The sequence below is a fragment of the Telluria sp. PB2R4 genome (genome assembly GCF_059685695.1).
In genome coordinates this window covers 24,362-42,183 of sequence record NZ_JCASIC010000019.1, presented here as the reverse complement: position 1 = coordinate 42,183, position 17,822 = coordinate 24,362, and the positions used below count along the sequence as shown (strand labels likewise).

The 17,822-nt window shown below is 67.7% G+C and carries 14 protein-coding genes; 6 read left to right on the top strand and 8 right to left on the bottom strand.

The window, feature by feature from the left end; translation table 11 throughout:
- Positions 1-3 precede the first annotated feature (3 nt).
- On the bottom strand, positions 4-867 hold the full coding sequence (locus tag AC56LU_RS22920) for a pirin family protein (RefSeq protein ID WP_497177908.1): 864 nt from the start codon (positions 865-867) through the stop codon (positions 4-6).
- Between the two features lie 50 nt (positions 868-917).
- Positions 918-1,514 carry an FMN-dependent NADH-azoreductase gene (locus AC56LU_RS22915; protein WP_497177907.1) on the bottom strand — a complete coding sequence of 199 codons (597 nt, stop codon included), beginning with the start codon at positions 1,512-1,514 and terminating at the stop codon, positions 918-920.
- A 112-nt stretch (positions 1,515-1,626) separates the two neighbouring features.
- Here AC56LU_RS22915 and AC56LU_RS22910 point away from each other — a divergent pair, with 112 nt between their 5' ends.
- Complete coding sequence (locus tag AC56LU_RS22910) at positions 1,627-2,619, top strand: LysR family transcriptional regulator (protein ID WP_497177906.1); 993 nt, start codon at positions 1,627-1,629, stop codon at positions 2,617-2,619.
- On the opposite strand, the gene asd is transcribed toward AC56LU_RS22910, so the two are convergent.
- On the bottom strand, positions 2,552-3,400 hold the full coding sequence (asd, locus tag AC56LU_RS22905) for an archaetidylserine decarboxylase (RefSeq protein ID WP_497177905.1): 849 nt from the start codon (positions 3,398-3,400) through the stop codon (positions 2,552-2,554). The two genes, AC56LU_RS22910 and asd, sit on opposite strands and share 68 nt — an antisense overlap.
- A 174-nt stretch (positions 3,401-3,574) precedes the next feature.
- Between asd and AC56LU_RS22900 the strand changes: the two genes are divergently transcribed.
- Positions 3,575-5,833: a TonB-dependent receptor plug domain-containing protein gene (locus AC56LU_RS22900; protein WP_497177904.1), complete on the top strand. Its 2,259-nt coding sequence runs from the start codon at positions 3,575-3,577 to the stop codon at positions 5,831-5,833.
- A 172-nt stretch (positions 5,834-6,005) separates the two neighbouring features.
- Positions 6,006-8,168: a TonB-dependent receptor plug domain-containing protein gene (locus AC56LU_RS22895; RefSeq protein ID WP_497177903.1), complete on the top strand. Its 2,163-nt coding sequence runs from the start codon at positions 6,006-6,008 to the stop codon at positions 8,166-8,168.
- Positions 8,169-8,214: 46 nt separating this feature from the next.
- Here the strand turns inward: AC56LU_RS22895 and AC56LU_RS22890 are convergent, their stop codons facing one another.
- Entirely contained in the window at positions 8,215-9,507 is a 1,293-nt protein-coding gene (locus AC56LU_RS22890) for a TCR/Tet family MFS transporter (protein ID WP_497177902.1), read from the bottom strand.
- Positions 9,508-9,750: 243 nt separating this feature from the next.
- Here AC56LU_RS22890 and AC56LU_RS22885 point away from each other — a divergent pair, with 243 nt between their 5' ends.
- Both AC56LU_RS22885 and AC56LU_RS22880 read left to right on the top strand, forming a co-directional pair.
- Positions 9,751-10,593, top strand: coding sequence for an AAC(3) family N-acetyltransferase (locus AC56LU_RS22885; RefSeq protein ID WP_497177901.1), 843 nt, complete (start codon positions 9,751-9,753; stop codon positions 10,591-10,593).
- A gap of 3 nt (positions 10,594-10,596) precedes the next feature.
- On the top strand, positions 10,597-11,991 hold the full coding sequence (locus tag AC56LU_RS22880) for a polysaccharide deacetylase family protein (protein ID WP_497177900.1): 1,395 nt from the start codon (positions 10,597-10,599) through the stop codon (positions 11,989-11,991).
- Here AC56LU_RS22880 and AC56LU_RS22875 read toward each other — a convergent pair.
- The 4 genes from AC56LU_RS22875 to AC56LU_RS22860 all read right to left on the bottom strand — a co-directional run bounded on the left by AC56LU_RS22875 (position 11,969) and on the right by AC56LU_RS22860 (position 14,453).
- A complete protein-coding gene (locus tag AC56LU_RS22875) occupies positions 11,969-12,688 on the bottom strand; it encodes an HD domain-containing protein (RefSeq protein WP_497177899.1) in 720 nt (239 codons plus the stop codon). The two genes, AC56LU_RS22880 and AC56LU_RS22875, sit on opposite strands and share 23 nt — an antisense overlap.
- Positions 12,657-13,391, bottom strand: coding sequence for a ribonuclease HI family protein (locus tag AC56LU_RS22870; protein ID WP_497177898.1), 735 nt, complete (start codon positions 13,389-13,391; stop codon positions 12,657-12,659). The genes AC56LU_RS22875 and AC56LU_RS22870 overlap by 32 nt, the downstream gene beginning before the upstream one ends.
- Positions 13,392-13,450: 59 nt before the next feature.
- The gene (locus tag AC56LU_RS22865) at positions 13,451-14,050 is read right to left on the bottom strand and encodes a YXWGXW repeat-containing protein (RefSeq protein WP_497177897.1); all 600 of its coding nucleotides are present in this window, start codon (positions 14,048-14,050) and stop codon (positions 13,451-13,453) included.
- A 187-nt stretch (positions 14,051-14,237) separates the two neighbouring features.
- Positions 14,238-14,453 (bottom strand): hypothetical protein, encoded by a 216-nt coding sequence (locus tag AC56LU_RS22860; protein WP_497177896.1) that lies wholly within the window; start codon positions 14,451-14,453, stop codon positions 14,238-14,240.
- Between the two features lie 229 nt (positions 14,454-14,682).
- Between AC56LU_RS22860 and AC56LU_RS22855 the strand changes: the two genes are divergently transcribed.
- A complete protein-coding gene (locus AC56LU_RS22855) occupies positions 14,683-17,802 on the top strand; it encodes a penicillin-binding transpeptidase domain-containing protein (RefSeq protein WP_497177895.1) in 3,120 nt (1,039 codons plus the stop codon).
- Positions 17,803-17,822 lie beyond the last annotated feature (20 nt).

Sequence of the window (17,822 nt, the reverse complement as noted above, 5' to 3'; positions counted from 1 at the left end):
GTATCAGGCTGCAAAACGTCCCGCGCGGAAGTCGTCAAAAGCCTGGTACAGCTCTTCGTTGGTGTTCATCACGAACGGACCGTGCTGCGCGATCGGCTCGTTCAGCGGACGTCCCGCCAGCAGGATCAAGCGCGTGGGCTCCAGCGCCTTGATGCGCACGCCATCGGCGCCGGCGGCATTGTCCAGCACCGCCATGCGCGTCTTGCCGACGGCCTTGCCCTCGACCACCGCCTCGCCCCGGTACACATAGACGAAGGCGTTGTGGCCCTGCGGGAGCGGCTGCTCGAAGCTGACGCCGGCCGGAATCTCCAGGTCGAGGTACAGCGGCTCGGTGTGCAGGCGCTGCACCGCTCCCGCCACGCCCTGGGTTCTACCGGCGATCACCTGCACGGTCACGCCATCGGCGGTGGTGAAGCGCGGCACTTCCTCGGCCGGGATGTCGCGGTACCACGGGTCCATCATCTTGTCGCTGGCGGGCAGGTTGAGCCACAGCTGGAAGCCTTCCATCAGGCCTTCGCTCTGCTCCGGCATCTCGGAGTGGATCACGCCGCGCCCGGCGGTCATCCACTGCACGCCGCCATCCGTCACCAGGCCTTCGTTGCCGGCGCTGTCGCGGTGGCGCATGCGGCCATTGAGCATATAGGTGACGGTCTCGAAGCCGCGGTGCGGATGCTCCGGGAAGCCGGCGATGTAGTCGCCCGCCTGATCGCTGCCGAAGGCGTCGAGCATCAGGAAGGGGTCGAGGCGGCGCTGCAGGGAACCGGTCAGCACACGGTTGATCTTCACGCCCGCGCCGTCCATCACGAACTGGCCCTGGATCAGGCGTTCGACGCCGCGCGACTTGGCGATGGTAGTGGTTTCGGTCATGCTGATTCTCCTTGTGTGTCGGTTCGTGATGCGCCGCCCGGCGCAACGGATTATGCCAGTGCCGCTTCCACGGCTTCGTTGGCTGCCTGCTGGCCCTTGGCCGCCGCTTCCGGACCCATGTTCAGGCCCGACGAATAGATGAAGGTGTGGTCGGTCAGGCCCAGGAAGTTCAGCAGCATGCGGATGTGCGGCACCTGCGGGTCGGCTTCCACCGGATAGACGCCGCCGCGTGCGGTGGCCACGTACACCTTCTTGTTCTTCAGCAGGCCTTCCGGACCGGTCTCGGTATAGCGGAAGGTCACGCCCGAGCGGGCGATGGCGTCGAACCAGTTCTTCAGCTGCACCGGCATGCCGAAGTTGTACATCGGGGCGCCGATCACGATCACGTCGGCGGCCTGCGCTTCCGCGATCAGGGCATCGTCCAGCGCCACGCGGGCGGCCTGCTCGCTGTTGCGCTGCTCGGCCGGGGTGAACAGGGCGCCGACGGCGGCGCCGTCCAGCAGCGGGTGCGGCTGGGCGCCGAAGTCGCGGCGCAGTACCTTGGCTTGGGCATTGCTCGAGACCAGCTTGTCGACGATGAGGTTGGCGACGCGGGTCGATTCCGAATCCTTGCCGCGGACGCTGGAGGTGATTTGCAGGATGTTCATGTTGGTGTCCCTTTCGTTTCCAAGAAAAGTGTTGATGGACACACTGTAAGGGTTCCAAAATCAATCCGGAAGCCATTAGAATGGATAATATTATCCCGCTCATGGAACAATCATGGAAGTCGAACCGAATGACCTGCTGCTGTTCGCCCGGATCGTCGAGGCAGGCAGCTTCAGTCGCGCGGCCGAGCGCGTGCAGCTGCCGAAATCGACGGTGTCGCGCCGCATCGCGCTGCTGGAACAGAAGCTGGGCGAGCGCCTGCTCCAGCGCACCACGCGCAAGCTGATGGTGACCGAGTTTGGCGCCAGCCTGCTGGAGCACGCGCGCAAGGTGCTCGAGGAGGTGGAGGCGGCCGGCGCGCTGGCCCAGCACCGCCAGCTGGAACCGAGCGGCAAGCTGCGCCTGTCGGTGCCGGGCGACTTCGTCAACCTCGGGCTGCACGGCGTGATTGCCCGCTTCATGGCGCGCTACCCCGCGGTATCGCTTGAAATGGACCTGTCGCCGCGCCGGGTCGACCTGATCGCCGAGAACTACGACATCGCGATCCGCATGGGCGACCTGCCGGACGACGCTTCGCTCAATGCCCGGCCGATCAACCTCGAGTACTTCGGGCTGTATGCCGCACCCGCCTACCTGGCGCGCCACGGCTTGCCCGAACATCCCGACGACCTGCCGCGGCACGACGTGCTGTGCCTGCTCAGCCGGAATGGCGGGGCGGTGCCCTGGGTGCTCACGCGGGGAAAGGTGCGCTGGGAGCGCCAGCTGCAGGGACGCTTGACTGCGAATTCCCCCGAGCTGCTGGCGCGCATGGCCTCGCACGGCGCGGGCATCGCCGGCAGTTCGCTGACCTTTGCCGGCCCTTATCTGCAGACGGGAGAACTGGTGCGGGTGCTGCCGGAGTGGGACTTGCCGACGGCAAGGGGGTGGGCGGTGTTCCCGGGGCGCCGGCTGATGCCGGCCAAGACCCGGGCCTTCCTCGACATGATGGAGCAGACTTGCACCGAGCTGGGACACCGCTCAGCGCCTCCAGCGTCGGCGATCAGCGGGGACGATTCCCCATCGTCTCGCCCAGGCGCACCGGACCTTCCGGCGCCCACTCGCCGTTGAAGGCGATCGCGCCCTTCTTGAACAGCATGACGACGGTGGAGCCGAGCAGGAAGCGGCCCATCTCTTCACCCTTCTTCAGCAGCACCGGCTGGGCCTCGTAACTCCATTCGTACAGGCGCGGCATGCGCGGCGGGTTGACCACGCCATGCCAGACGGTCGCCATGCTGCCGACGATGGTCGCACCGACCAGGGTCATCACGAAGGGGCCGTGCTCATCCGACTCGAACACGCAGACCACGCGCTCGTTGCGGGCGAACAGGCCCGGCACGCCGCGCGCCGTTGTCGGATTCACCGAGAACAGCTTGCCCGGCACGTAGATCATGCGGGTCAGGCGGCCATCGCAGGGCATGTGGATGCGGTGGTAGTCCTTCGGGCTCAGGTAGAGGTTGGCGAAGTGGCCGTGCTGGAAGTGCGCGGCCAGCGAGGCGTCGCCGCCCACCAGTTCGGCGGTGGTGAACTTGTGGCCCTTGGCCTGGAAGATGTGGTGGTCGTCGATGTCGCCGAACTGGCTGATTGCGCCGTCCACCGGACACACGAAATCGGCTTGCGCCAGCGGGCGCGCGTCTGCGCGCAGCGGGCGGGTGAAGAATTCGTTGAAGCTGCTGTAGCTCGCGATGTCCGGGTTTGCCGCCTCACTCATGTTGACGCCGTACTTGCCCACGAACCAGCGGATCAGGCGGGTGGTCATGGCGCCGCCTTTGGCGCCGGCGACGCGGCCGGCGAAGTTGGTCAGCGCCGTCTTCGGCATCACATATTGGGGAAGGACTTTTAAACGGGACACTTTGACGGGCCTCTAGGTTTGAAATCGAGCGCGCATTATACGGCGCAGTGTACTCCAGTGTCCGCATGGAAGGCGTATGCGAGGAAAATAGTTGCTGCATGCATATTCGATTCTTGCAGACAGGACGAGTTGCTTCTGGGACAATTCGGCTCCCTATCCCTTTCGAAGTAATCAATGTCCCCCGTACTCCGCCCGTTCCGCATGACGCTGCTTGCCGCCGCGATCAGCCTGTGTCTCCCAGCCTTCGGCGCCGCGCAAGAGGTCCAGACTCCGCCGAAGGCCGACGCGCCCAAGGCCGACGCGCCCAAGGCCGACGCAGCCAAAGCCGACGCAGCCAAAGCCGACGAGCGCAAGAAGATCACGCAGGTGGAGGTGAAAGGCACGCTGGATGCCTACGACCCGCGCCGCGACGACACCGCCACCAAGGTCGTGGTCAGCAGCGAAGAGATCACCAAGTACGGCGACACCAATGTGCTGGACGTGCTCAAGCGCGTGCCCGGCATCACCGTCAACAGCCCGAACGGCCGCGGCGGCGAAATCCGCATGCGCGGCCTGGGGGCGGGCTATACCCAGATCCTGGTGAACGGCGAGCGTGCGCCGGCCGGCTTCTCGATGGACTCGCTGGCGCCGGATTCGATCGAGCGCATCGAAGTGCTGCGCGCGGCGAGCGCCGAGTTTTCGACACAGTCGGTGGCCGGCACCATCAACATCGTCCTCAAGCGCACGGTGAAGAACCGCCTGCGCGAACTGAAGCTCGCGGCCCAGGGCTCGCGCAACGGCTACGGCCCCAACGCCAACCTGCAGATGTCGGACCGCGACGGCGCGTTCTCGTACTCGGTGTCCGCCAACGCCATGCACGACCGTTTCGAATTCGAGTCCACCGGCGTGGAGCGGGGCGAGGCGCCGAATGGCGACACCAGCATGCTGCGCACCATTCTGTTGCCGCAAAAAGGCCAGATGAGCCTGTTGAACTTCAGCCCGCGCCTGAACTGGACACTCGGCCAGGACAATGTGCTGACCTCGCAGACCTTCATCAACGCACACCGCTTCAAGAATCGCGTCAGCACCTTGACCACGACCCTGATCGGGCCGCCGCCGCCGTACCCCGAGCTGTTCAACGACTTCGAGGCCGACAACCAGTACCTGCGCTCGGACCTGAGCTGGGCGCGCAAGTTCGAATCGGGCGCCAAGCTGGACCTGAAAGTGGGCGTCTCGGCGCTCGAGAACGACAGCACCTCGCAGCGTACCGCCGCGACGGCGGCCGGCGCGCCGCTGCTCAATACCACCAGCCTGCTCGCAGGCCGGGACCGCGGCGTCAACAGCACCGGCAAGTACAGCCGCACGATCGAGAAGGGCCACACCTTCGCCTTCGGCTGGGACGGCGGCGTCGATACCCGCGACGACGAGCGCAATGAAGTCAACCGGGTACGCGTGAGTGGCAACCTGCCGCTGTACGAAGTGTCGGAAGCGCGCGTCAAGCGCCTGGCCGTGTTCGCGCAGGACGAATGGAACATCACGCCAGCCTGGTCGATGTACCTGGGCGCGCGCTGGGAAGGCATCCGCACCCGCGTGACCGGCAACACCTTCGGCCAGGCGGAGTCGAGCTCGAATGTGTGGAGTCCGATCATGCAGACCTTGTACAAGTTCCCGGGCAAGAACGGCAAGGGCGGCGACCAGCTGCGCCTGGCCCTGACCCGCACCTACAAGGCCCCTGGCGTGGGCAGCCTGACCCCGCGCCGCCAGATCAGCGAGAACAACAGCTCGACCGAGCCGGATTACCGCGGCAACCCGGCGCTCAAGCCCGAGCTGGCCTTCGGCATCGACGCTGCCTACGAGCATTACTGGGCCGAAGGCGCGCTGCTGTCGGTGAGCGTGTCGCAGCGCCGTATCAACGATTTCACCCGCAATCTCACCTTCTTCGACGGCGAGCGCTGGATCACGACGCCGAGCAACCAGGACAGTGCCGTTACCCGTTCGCTCGAGATCGAGACCAAGTTTCCGCTCAAGGCGCTGATGACGGATGCGCCGGCGCTCGACCTGCGCGCCAGCGTCAACCGCAACTGGTCGCGGGTGGAGTCGGTGCCGGGCCCGGACAACCGCCTCGACCAGCAGACCCCGCTGACGGTCAACCTGGGCGCCGACTACAAGGTGGGCGCGCTGACCACCGGCGGCAGCTTCGCCTTCCGCCGGGGCGGCCCGGTGCGGGTGTCGCTGAACCAGCGCGCCTATGTCGCGCCGCGCCGCGAACTCGACTGGTATGCGCTGTGGAAGTTCGACGCCCAGCGCCAGCTGCGGCTCGCCGTCAGCAACATCACGCGCCAGGACTTCGTCAACGAGAACACGTATGAGGACGCACGCTTCGGATCGCAGACGCGCAGCTTCGTGTTCCCGCAGGGCGTGCGCTACCGCGCGACGTATGAGCTGAAGTTCTGATCGTCCCAATCGTCGATCCAGGCCCGGCTGCTCAGCCGGGCTTTTTCTTGTCAGTGGAATTCACGTTTGCTATGTCGTAGCAATAAAATGTTCATTAAAACGTTTACATGCTTCCATTAGCTGGAATATAGTTGTTCACATTAATTGAACAACTATTTCTGGAGAGTGGAGAATGAGCTTGCTGCGCCCCCGTCACCTGGTAGTCCTCGTCGCCGGGCTCTGTGCCCAGGCCGGCGCCCAACAGTCCGGCACGGATGGGCCGGTGCAGCAGGTGGAAGTCAAGGGGCAGGGCTATGACGCACGCCGCGACGATACCGCCGCGCGCATCGTCGTCAAGCGCGAGGAGATCGTCCGCTACGGCGATACCGCGGTGGCCGACGTCCTCAAGCGCATCCCCGGCGTCACCGTCACCACCGGCAACGGACGCAGCACCCAGATCCGGATGCGCGGCCTGGGCGGCGGCTATACCCAGATCCTGGTGAACGGCGAACGCACCCCCGCCGGATTCGCACTCGATACGCTGTCGCCGGACATGATCGAGCGCATCGAAGTGCTGCGCGTCGCCACCGCCGAGTTTTCCGCCGAGTCGGTGGCCGGCACCATCAACATCGTGCTGCGCAAAAAAGCCAACCAGCGCCAGCGCGAAGCCAAGCTCGGCTACTTGCTCTCCAGCGACTTCCGCGGCCCCACGTTCAGCACCCAGCTGGGGGACCGTGGTGACAAGTCCTCCTGGTCGTTCTCGGCGAGCGGCAACCATGACGGCCTGTCGCGCGACTGGGGCGGCTTCGAGGAAAACACCAGGCCGGATGGCATGGTCGACCTGTACCGCAGCACATACGCGCAGGAGAAGGGGCACATGAATCGCCTGAACCTGAGTCCGCGCCTGAACTGGACCCTCGACAACGGCGACAGCCTGGCGTGGGAGACCATGTTCAACAGCGGCAGTTTCCGGAACCAGGGGCGCCCGATCGTGACGACCCTGGTGGGCCGCCCGCCGCAGACCCCCGACCTGAGCACCTTCGGAGAATTCGACGACCGCACGCTGAAGTCGGACCTGAGCTGGACCCGCAGCATGGCGTCCGGCCTGAAGCTCGACGCCAAGCTCGGCGCCGAATGGTCGTCGCACAAACGCTTCGTGCGCCGCAGCGGCCTGGATGCCGTCGGCTTGCCGGAAACCGAGGGCAGCACGCTGTCCGACGCCCACGCCAGGGGATTGAATTCAACCGGCAAGGCCACGCGCGGCATGGACGGCGGCCATCTGCTGGCGCTGGGCTGGGACCTGCGCGTAAATGAGAGTTCGGAAATCCGGGTCGAGCGCGACCGGATCCGGGTTTTTGCTCCCGGCCAGCTGCTCGATGAAGGCTTCCGCGCGAACGTCAGCCGCGCCGCCCTCTACCTGCAGGACGAATGGACCATCGGTCCGCAGTGGTCGCTCTATGTGGGCACCCGCTGGGAGGGCGTGCGCACGCGCGTGTCGGGCAACGCGGTCGAGTTGACGCAGGTGCGCTCCAGCGTGCTTAGTCCTATCCTGCAGGCCCTGGTTAAATTTCCGGCGAAAGAGGGCAAGCAGGCCGACCAGTTGCGCCTGGCCGTCAGCCGGACCTACAAAGCCCCCGAGCTGGGCGCAATCGTGCCGCAGCGCGCGGAATGGGAAAACAACAGCGCCACCGAAGCCGATTACCAGGGAAATCCGGAGTTGCGGCCGGAACTGGCCTGGGGCATCGATGCGGCCTGGGAGCATTACTGGGCCGAAGGCGCAATGCTGTCGGTGAGCGGCGCGCTGCGCCGCATCGACGACTACACCAGCAACCGGATCTACTTCGACGGCCTGCGCTGGATTTTCACGCCGGTGAACGACGACCGCGCCGTGATGCGCAGCCTCGAGATCGAGACCAGGTTCCCGCTTAAGGCGCTGGTCACCGGCGCGCCTGCAATCGACCTGCGCGCCAGCGTCAGCCGCAACTGGTCGCAGGTCGAGTCAGTGCCGGGGCCGTACAACCGGATGGAGCAACAGATCCCGCTCTCGGCCAACCTCGGCCTCGACTATAAATCGGGCGCGCTGGCGGCGGGCGCCAGCGTGGCGCACCGGCGGGGCGGCTACATCCAGGTGGCCGCCAACCGGGGCTTCTACCGCATCGCCCGCACCGACCTGGACGCATATGCCGCCTGGACCTTCACCCCGAAAGCCGCACTGCGGGTCGCGCTGTCGAACCTGCTGGGCGAAGACAACGGCTTCGAGCCGAGCTACTTCGACCCCGTCGGCGGCCTGGAAAAGCGGCGCTGGCATTACCCGGGCGGGATCAAGCTGCGCACCACGCTGGAGATGAAATTCTAGGCAAGCCGCAGCACGGCCCGCGCTGCCACCGGCGCGCTCGCCGGCATCAGGCCCGCAGCTCTTCTTTGTCCTCGTTCTTGCCCTGGTCTTCGCCGTGGCTGTCGTGCACGCGGTGGCTGCGGAAGTAACGCCAGGCCACCAGGATCGCCAGCGCCTGCATGGCCGCGCACAGCAGGAAGTGGCTGCCGATGCGCCAGTCGCCCGGCGGCAGGTGGCTGACCCTGGCCAGGATGGCGGTGCCGATGAGCGGGGTGATGATGACGCCCAGGCTGCCGATCGATTGCAGTGAGCCCATCAGTTCGCCTTGCTGGTCGCCGGCGGTCGACTTGGACACGATCGCCTGCAAGGCAGGCGTGGCGGCAAAGCCCAGCACATTGCAGAGGATCAGCGCGTACATCATCCAGCCCTGGGTGGCCAGGCCATAGCCGAGGAAGACCAGCGCGCCCGAGCTGATGCCCAGCAGCGACAGGCGGACCTCGCCGAAGCGCCGGATCAGCAGCGCCAGCAGCCCGGCCTGCACCACGGCCGACACCAGCCCGACGCAGAACATGGCGATGCCGTTGTCGCGCGGCGTCCAGTCGAAGCGGAAGGTGGTGTACAGCACCCAGGTCGACTGCAGCATCATCTGGCTGAAGGTGACCAGGGTGATGACCACGAGCAGGCCGCGGATGTCCTGGCGGCGTGCCAGGCGCAGCAGGGCGCCGAGCGGGTTCAGGCGCGCCCAGGCGAACGGGGGGCGCCGGCCGGGCGGGAGCGATTCCGGCACCATGAAGTAGCCATAGACCAGATTGCCGGCGCCGAGCAGCGCGGCCACGTAGAAGGGCAGGCGCAAGTCATTGTTGCCCAGCAGGCCGCCGAGCATCGGACCGCAGATGAAGCCGAGGCCGAAGGCGGCGCCGATCTTGCCGAAGCTCTTGGCGCGGTTTTCCCTGGTCGAGATATCCGAGGCGTAGGCCGAGGCCACCGACATGCTGGCCGAGGACATGCCGCCGATGATGCGCCCGACGAACAGCCAGAACAGGCTTGGTGACCAGGCGGTGACCAGGAAGTTGATGCACATGCCGGCCATCGAGTACAGCAGCACCGGCCGGCGCCCGACGCGGTCGCTGAGCGCGCCCAGGGCCGGCATGAACAGGAATTGCAGCACGCCGAAGGTGGCGGCCAGGACGCCGAACCACAGGGCCTGGTCGTCCCTGGCCGGGACGTACTGCCCGACCAGCAGCGGCATGACGGGGACGATCAGGCCGATGCCGAGCATGTCGATGAAGATGCAGACCAGGACGAAATTCAGGTTGCCGTTTGCAGGTTGCGCGGGCTGTGGCGCGGTCGAGCTGCTCATGAATGCCTCGGACGGGTGACATTGACCATCTTAACATTGGGCAAGCATCATTCGGACACCCGGGAAGCGGCGGTGTCGAAAAAATGGACAGTCGCGCGTCCAGGAAGCGCAATTCCGCGAAAGCGCATGCAAAAGCGCGGCCCACTGGCCCCAAGAGGGAATCGGGGCTGCGTGCGCGCAAAGCGCACGATGGCGGATACGGCACACTCGGTAGCGCCCTGACAACTGACCCGGGAATTGCCAATGGATATAACACGAGAATCAATACGCCACGATTTGCGCAGGCTGGGCGTCGTGGAAGGCGATGTTGTCCTCGTTCGGGCCGGCTTGAAGGCGGTGGGAGCGCGTGATCAAGGTTATTTTCTGGACGCGCTCCTGGATACCGTCGGATCGAGCGGAACGGTCGCCAGCCTGGCGTTCACCAAGAATGGCTTCGCGTGGCAGGCGTCGAAAATTCCACCTTATACGCCGGATTCGGTATCCAACGCGGGCGCGCTGCCGAACATGATGATCGCCCGTCCCCATTCACACCGCAGCCTGCATCCCCAGTGTTCGATTGTTGCCATTGGAAAGCATGCACAGCAACTGACGGACGGGCACGGACCGCACTCCCGCGCCTACGAACCGGTCAGGAAGCTGATCGCGCATAAGGCAAAAATGCTGGTCACCGGCTGTGTCGGTTCGAGCCCGGGCTTTACGACAGCTCACCTCGCAGAGGCCGACCTGGGGCTTTACCGGCGCCGCATCGCGCCCTGGCTGGCAATCAGCCGCTATGTCGACGAGCACGGCAGCATACGGACCTTTTATCGGACCGATCCCGGCCTGTGCTCCAGGTCGTTCTGGAAGTTTTATGCGGCATATGTCAAAAGCGGACATCTGGCCACCGGCCTGGTCGGCAATGCATACTCCATCTGCGCTCCCGCGGCCGAATGTTATGCCATCGAGCGCGAGATACTGGCGAAAAACAAGGCGTTCTCCGCATGCGATTCGGGCGACTGCGCCGCCTGTAATCTATTGCGCTGGGATCGCATCCATCGTTGGCCCGCGTTTTTTCTCGGGCGAGTATTGCGCAAGAGGAGTCATTGAATCATGGTAGCGCTCGATGCCGACAAGATCACGGTCTTGGTGCCGATCGACTATCGCGCACCCGCCGAGTGGGTGCTGGAGTGGATATTTACCGAGATACTGCGCCTGGAATTTACCTGTCTGCCATATGAGGGCGAGCAGATCGAGATGCGATTCAAAGGGAAGACCTTGTCCCTTGCCTGCGATTTTTTTCGACTGAATAAACCGGTCTGGATGAAACCGGACTCGCTTGTGATCGAGCCTCGTGGGGACTGGATGGACGTCGACCACACGCTCGACGCCGACCTGACTGCCAGGTCGATCCCGGTGCTGTGGGGGCATCAGGGTTTCCTGTGCACAGCCCAAGGGAATGGTCAGCTGAACCTCGATGTGATCGGGTCCACCTTCTTCATGCTGTCCAGGTATGAGGAGTTGATCAAGGCAAGCCGCGATCGAAACGACCGATTTCCGGCTGCGGCGTCGCTGGCGGTGGAGCGCGGTTTTCTGTACCGTCCTGTCGTTGACGAATATATCGAGATTCTGTGGTCCGCCATGGTGAAAGTCTGGCCGCAGCTGACTCGGCCGCGGACAGCCGGAACCATGGTGGTGACCTGTGATGTCGACGAACCCTACGAGCGATGGATCGCCAGTCCATGGCTGCTGGCGCAAGGCCTGGCCGGGGCCTTGCTGCGCCGGCGGTCGGTGGGCTGCGCGGGCCGGCGCTTGAGAAACGCCTGGAGCTCTCGACAAGGCCGTTACCAGTTCGACCCCAACTGGAATTTCGCGTGGTACATGAACACGCTCGAGTCGCATGGCTACCGGGGCATTTTCTATTTCATCCCCACGTCCGGCAGGACGCCGTTCGATTGCACCTACTCGCTGACGGAACGAAGGATCAAGGAGTTGCTGAAATCCATGTCCGACAGGGGACACCAGATCGGGATGCACGGCAGCTACCACACGTATCGCAACGCCGCCTTGTTACAGCGTGAACGGATGTCCCTGATCGACGCCTGCCGCATCGCCGGCGCGGACGCAGGCGTGATCGGCAATCGTCAACACTATCTTCGCTGGGACGCCGGCCAGACTGCGGACCATCTGGAGCACGCCGGATTCACCTACGATTCGACGGGTGGCTATCCCGACAATCCCGGATTCCGCTACGGTAGCACCCGAACTTTCCCCATGTGGAGCTGGACACGGCAGGCCCCGCTGAAGTTGCGGCAACATCCGCTGATCTTGATGGAAGGCTCGGTCATTTCCTATTTAAAGCTGGGGTATAGCGCAGAAGCCTTCGACTTGATGCGAACTCTCAAGAAAGCTGCCCTGAAGTACGGCGATTTCACCATGTTATGGCACAACTCGAGTCTATCAACGCCCGAGGATATCGGCCTGTTCAAGGAGATCCTGGCGGCTTGAAGTCGGGCAGGGCCTCGCCGTCCTGCACGCCGTTCTCGGCGGCGAACTCCTCGCGAAACGCCAGCAGCCGCGCCAGCCGTTCCTCGGCCAGCGCGCGGCCGCCCGCCGTCTGCATCATGCCCGGCAGCTTGGACAGCTTGACCATGATATGGTCGAGCGCATAACTGCGGTCGTCGAATTCCCGCCCCAGGCCCAGCGGGTCGCCGGGGTGCGCCAGGCTGCTCCCCATGCGCCCGGCGATGTAGAACATGCGCGCCAGGCCCACGGCGCCCAGGCCGTCCAGGCGGTCGGCGTCCTGCACGATCTTCGCTTCCAGCGACTCGGCCGGAATGTTGGCCGAGAAGCTGTGCGCGGCGATGGCGTGCGCCACCGCGTCGAGGCGCTCCGGCGGGAAGTTCATCCATGCCAGCTGGTGGCGCGCCAGTTGCGCCGAACGGCGCGAGGCCTGGTCGCGCTCCGGGTCGTTCTTCGGCAGGTTGACCAGGTCGTGCAGGTAGCAGGCCGCCATCACCACCAGGGCGTCGGCTTCGGGGTGCTGCGCCAGCAGCGACCGGGCATTGCGCCACACCCGTTCCAGGTGGGCGCTGTCGTGGGCGCCGTCGTGATCACCCTCGCCGCTGCTGCCTTCGGCCATGGCGGCCAGGCGCGCACGCCAGGTGGCCAGGTCAGTCTTCGGTTGGTCGTTGTTCAGTTTCATGCGGGTCTTCACTGGTTGCGGGCGGCACGGCGCGCTGCGACAGCGCGTCGGCCTGGGTATTCTTGTGGCGCGGGATCCAGCGCAGGGTGGCGCCCGGCAGGCGGGCGAGCAGGGCGCGCACCCGTTCGCGATAGGCGCGCAGTGCCGGGGCGCTGGCGCTGTCGGGCGCGTGGACGTCGTCAATCACGACCTGGCTGTCGCCCTGGACGGCAAGCGTGCCGGCGCCATGCCCGGCGGCGGCTTCCAGCACCGCGATCAGGGCCAGGTACTCGGCTTCGCTGCTGTTGCCGTAGCCGGCCGCACGCGACAGTTCGACGCGCACGCCGCCGGGGCCCTCGAGCACGGCGCCGATGCCGCAGCGCCCGGGATTGGGCCGCGCCGAGCCGTCGAACCAGGCGCGCCAGGCGGGCGCGGTGGCAGGCTGCGGGGTACGCTGCCGGGACAGGGCCGCGGCGGCATGGGCCTGGCGCGCCGCGGCCCCGTGTTCGCCCCGCAGGCGCTCGGCGGCGCGCGCCGCCAGCAGCTGTTCGAGGCCGGCCACGCCCGCCCTCAGGGTCAGGGTGGCGCGCAGAGCCTCGGCTTCCGGCATGCCGGTGCGGGCGGCAAGCTTGCGGCTGGTGGCGACTTCGCCCTTGAAGGCGGCGGCGAGCAGGGTGGCGTGGTCGGCGGGGAGGGCGAGGTCGCGGGCTGGCTTGCTGATCATGGCGCTAGGATAGCAAAAAGGCACCCGAAGGTGCCTCTGCCGTTTCTGGAAAGTTCGAATCAACGGCGGTAGGGATTGTCCGGCCGCTGGTCGTAGCGGTTCGGGACGCGGTCGCCATCCATGTCGCGATCGCGGCGGTTCGGAATGCCGTCGTTGTCGAGGTCGCGGTCGCGGTAGTTCGGCACGCCGTCGCGGTCGGTGTCGCGGCGGCCGCCGCGCTCGTAGCGGTCGGGGATGCCGTCGCGATCGCGGTCGTAGCGGCGTCCGTCGCGGTAGTAATAGCCGTCGCGGTAGCCGTCACGGCCGTCGCGGTAGCCGCCGGCATAGACCGGTGCATAGCCACGGCCCTGGTAGCGGTCCCAGCGCGCCGGTTCCATGTACCAGCCGCCCTGGCGCTGGTGCCAGCGCGGCGGGGCGTAGACGTAACCCGGGCGGGCGGCGACATAGTGGCCCGGCACCCAGGCGTGGCGGCGGCCGCGCCATTCCCAGTAGCCCGGGGCCCAGACATGGCCGTGGCGCGCGACGGGAACGCGTTCATAGATGGGCGCCGGCGGGGCCGAGCCGATATACAGTTGGAAATCGGTCTGTGCCATCGATGGCAGCGGCGCGAAGGCGGCGCCAATGGCGATCAGGGCAGCGAGGGTGTAGGTGCGTTTCATGTCGGGTCTCCAGATCCAAAAACGGATGACCCACTATATCGCCGGCGGTCGGCGGAAGGGAGCGTTGAAGCAGATACTTACATCTGAAACAGATTGGGAGCCGGGCTCCGCAGTAGGGTGATACAAATGGCGTCGCAAGGAGCCGCCCGTTGTCGCGCCGAGGCGACGACGGGCTGGCCCGAGGAACTCATCCGCGGTCTCCTGCGGCCTGCTTTTCTTCGCTGGAGAGGCGCTTGGCGCTGACCGTCACGACCGCCATCTTGCCGCCGCTGGCGACCATGGCCGTATCGGCGCTGTAGTTGCGGGCCTGGGCTTCCGGGATCGCCTCCATCAGGTAGCTGCCCGAGACGGCGAGGCTCATCGCGATGACGAACAAGGCCTCCATATGCTTCATGACGTTCATGGTGTTTCTCCTTGCGGGTGGGTGGTCGATGTGTGCACTGTAGGCCAAGCGATTCCAGGCCGCGAGGCGATTGCGACGAGACGCGGAAAACGCGGGATAGCCTGTCAAAAATCCTGCTCGAACGCGCGTCACCGATGTCGTGCGGCGCGGCGCGACGGATGGGTTTCACCCACCCCCTGCTAGACACGGGCGAGCGGCACGACCGGGCCGCAACCACCTGCACATGCCGATGACCGCCGCCATCACCGCCTTCACCGCCCTGACGCGTTCTGTCGCCGCCGCCCGCACGGCGCGCCGGCGCGCGCGCAACCTGCGGCGCGGCGCGCAGACTGCGGCAAGGCCTCGCCTGTCCGTGAACCCGTGGGCCGTGCTGGCCTGCGCCGCCGCCGCATGCGGCGCCGTGGTGCTGGCGCTGGCGGCGCGCTCGCTCTCGATGCACAGCGGTGCCGCGCAAGCGCAGGGCGCGGATGCGCTGGCCACCCTGCAGCCGCTGCTGGGCGGCGTCACGGTCCGGGTGCCGCACGAGCCGGGCATCGCCGTCGTCCAGCACGGCGCCGCCGCGCTGGTGGTCGGGTCCGGCGTGCGTCTGGCGCCGCCGCTGCGGATCGACCTGTGCACGCAGCTGTCCGACGCGCGGCGGCCCTTGCTGCTGCCGCTGCGGATCGGCTACCCGTTCGCCGAGGCAGCCGCAGCGGGAGCGGCCAGGAACGTTCTGCTGGCCGCGCCCGGCTCCGGCATGCCGCGCATGGACCTGCGCGGCGACCCCAAGGGCGCGCTGCGGCTGGCCTGGAATGCGGGCAGCGGCGCGGCCGCCTGGATCGGCGACGCCGGCAATAGCGTGGTGACGCGCGGCGCCCACGGTGTAGGCCTGCTCGGCACGTCCGGCTGGCTGGTCTGGCAGGAGGGCGCGCTCAGGTTCACGCGCCGCCCGAGCCAGGCCTGCCCACAGGCCGGCGAGCTGCTGCTGCAGCGCGCCGTCGTCCACGCGAACAGCGCCGGTCTGGTGCAGGCCTTCGGGCCGGGCGTGGCGCTGCCGGCGCTGGCGCTGGCGCCGGGCGAATACCGGGTGCCCGCCGCCGCCCCGCGCGGGCTGGAAGACGCCTTGCTGTTCGAACAACTGAAAACACACGGACTGATTCGCCTGGGCAGCAGCGGACTGGCCGAGGTCGCGCCGCGCGACCTGGCCGCCTGGAGCGCTGCGGCGCCTGGCGGCCGCGCGCCGCTGCCCGGCTGGGACCGGGTGCGACTCGACGACGAAGGACGCCGGCTGCTCGAGCGCCTGTACCGCCGCGCCGACGGCGCCTTCGTGCGCGAGCAGCTGCGGGTGTTCAACAGTGAACGCCGGCTGCTGGCCTGGCGCGCACGGCCCGGGAGCGATCAAGGCTGGCGGGCCAGCGTCGGCGGGGTGCCGGTGGCGCAGGACGAGGGCTTGCCGCTGGCCGCGATGCGCCTGTTCGCGCGCCTGCCGGAAGGCTGGACGCCGTGGCGCCGGGTGAGCGCCTGGGATGGCGGCGGGCAGGCCGGGAGTGCGGTGCTGGTATTGGACAGGCCCGAGCCGGCCGAGTTGCTGCTGGCCGGGCGCCTGCGCCGCGTCACCGGGGCAACGGCGGCGGTGGTTGGCGCCTGCGACGGGCGCGCCTGCCGCGAGCGCGATGCGGTCCAGCGCGTGCTGCTGGCCCCGCAGCCGGGCGCGCAGCGCATCGTGCTGGAGGTGGAGCCGCTCGACCTGGCGCAGCTGTCCGGCAGCGCGGACGCGGCCTACCGTCACGTGCGTGCCGAGGGGGGAGGGCTGGCCTGGCATGCCTTGCCGGCGTCGAGCGGCGCGCAGCGGCCGGCCCTGGCCGAGGTTCGGCTCAGCGGGCGCGGCGGCGAAGCGCTGTGGACGGACGGCAGGGTGAGCGCCGCGGCGCAGGCGGCCGGGCTGGCGCCGCTGCTGGGGGTGCACCGCGAACACGGCTCGAGCGTCGCCGGCATGCTGGCGCGCTTGCCCGGCAACAGCCATGCGGCCCGCCTGAGCCTGGACCTGGGCCTGCAGGCGGCGGCCCAGGCGGCGCTCGACTGCGTCGGCCTGCGCGGGGGGAAATGGGACGGCAAGACATGCCTGGCTGCGGGCGTGGCGCCGGCCGGGCGCCAGGCGGGCATCGTGCTGCTCGACGCCGGCAACGGCGACGTGCTGGCCGCGGCCGGCGGCGGCATGGGCGCGCTCGAGACGGGGCGCTGGGCCGAAGTGCGCGATTTCGACCGCGCCGATCCGGCGCGCAGCCCCTTGCGCCTGCCGGCCTTCCAGCATGACGGCGGCGCCCAGCGCGCCCCCGGCTCGACCTTCAAGGTGGTGACCGCCCTCGGCCTGGAAACGGCGGCGCGCGGCGACGCGAAGCTCTCCGGCCTGCTTGCCGGCAGGCCGCTGGCCGAGATCGACGCCATGGCGGCTGGCGCCGGATACGGTTTTGCTACCAGCGCCCCTGCCTATCCGCAGGGCGCCGGCGCCCGCATCACGAATTTCCGCGAGGGGCTGGCCGGCGCCCGCGCCGTCGAAGGACGGCTTGGCCTGGCGCAGGCCATGACGCACAGCATCAACACCTGGTTCGCCTGGACGGCCGAGCTGGGCGACCGCAGCCTGGGCGGCGCGCCGCAGGGCGGCCTGCCCGGCGTGCGGGCGCTCGAACCGGACGCGCTCGACGCCATCCGCCCGGTTGCGGGCATGGCGCGCCGGCTCGGGTTCGGCGCGCCGCTGCGCCTGGACGGCGGCCTGCTGCCGGAGGACTATCGCTGGTCCGCCTGGGACGCGCTGCAGGCCAGCGCATCAGGCATGGATCCGATCCAGACCCGGCACGAGGTGCGCCAGATGGCGATCGGCCTGCGCATGCAGGCCACCCCGCTGCAGATGGCGCTGGTCGCCGCGGCGGTCGGGCAGGGGCGGATCGTGACACCGCGCCTGCTGTTGGAGCTGGACGGACGCGCGGCCGCCACCCGCCCCGGCCCGGAACTGGGCGTGCGCCTCGACCGCATCCGCGCAGGCATGAAGGGCGTGGTGGACGGCGGCACGGCGGCAGGCGCCTTCCGCGGCCAGGAATTCGCGCGCCTGCGCGCCGGCCTGTTCGGCAAGACTGGCACCGCCCCCACGGGTTCGCCCGCCGCGGGATCGCCCGCCGCCGGCGACGATGGACTGGCGACGGTCTGGTTCATGGGCTGGCTGGAGCCGGGCAGCCTGCCGGGGCAGACCCGCCGGCTCGCCTTTGCCGCCTTCGTCAGCCAGTCCAGCCTGACCGGCGGCGGCCATGCGGCGCCGGTGGTCGCCGCCTTGTTGCGTTCGATGCAACAGCCATCGATGGAACAGAAGGGGGATTGACCCCCACCTGCGCGCCTCGA

Excerpts from the sequence above, each read along its gene's own strand:
- AC56LU_RS22920 (WP_497177908.1), bottom strand. The coding sequence starts at position 867 with ATGACCGAAACCACTACCATCGCCAAGTCGCGCGGCGTCGAACGCCTG.
- AC56LU_RS22915 (WP_497177907.1), bottom strand. The coding sequence starts at position 1,514 with ATGAACATCCTGCAAATCACCTCCAGCGTCCGCGGCAAGGATTCGGAA.
- AC56LU_RS22910 (WP_497177906.1), top strand. The coding sequence starts at position 1,627 with ATGGAAGTCGAACCGAATGACCTGCTGCTGTTCGCCCGGATCGTCGAG.
- AC56LU_RS22900 (WP_497177904.1), top strand. The coding sequence starts at position 3,575 with ATGTCCCCCGTACTCCGCCCGTTCCGCATGACGCTGCTTGCCGCCGCG.
- AC56LU_RS22895 (WP_497177903.1), top strand. The coding sequence starts at position 6,006 with ATGAGCTTGCTGCGCCCCCGTCACCTGGTAGTCCTCGTCGCCGGGCTC.
- AC56LU_RS22890 (WP_497177902.1), bottom strand. The coding sequence starts at position 9,507 with ATGAGCAGCTCGACCGCGCCACAGCCCGCGCAACCTGCAAACGGCAAC.
- AC56LU_RS22885 (WP_497177901.1), top strand. The coding sequence starts at position 9,751 with ATGGATATAACACGAGAATCAATACGCCACGATTTGCGCAGGCTGGGC.
- AC56LU_RS22880 (WP_497177900.1), top strand. The coding sequence starts at position 10,597 with ATGGTAGCGCTCGATGCCGACAAGATCACGGTCTTGGTGCCGATCGAC.
- AC56LU_RS22875 (WP_497177899.1), bottom strand. The coding sequence starts at position 12,688 with ATGAAACTGAACAACGACCAACCGAAGACTGACCTGGCCACCTGGCGT.
- AC56LU_RS22870 (WP_497177898.1), bottom strand. The coding sequence starts at position 13,391 with ATGATCAGCAAGCCAGCCCGCGACCTCGCCCTCCCCGCCGACCACGCC.
- AC56LU_RS22865 (WP_497177897.1), bottom strand. The coding sequence starts at position 14,050 with ATGAAACGCACCTACACCCTCGCTGCCCTGATCGCCATTGGCGCCGCC.
- AC56LU_RS22860 (WP_497177896.1), bottom strand. The coding sequence starts at position 14,453 with ATGAACGTCATGAAGCATATGGAGGCCTTGTTCGTCATCGCGATGAGC.
- AC56LU_RS22855 (WP_497177895.1), top strand. The coding sequence starts at position 14,683 with ATGACCGCCGCCATCACCGCCTTCACCGCCCTGACGCGTTCTGTCGCC.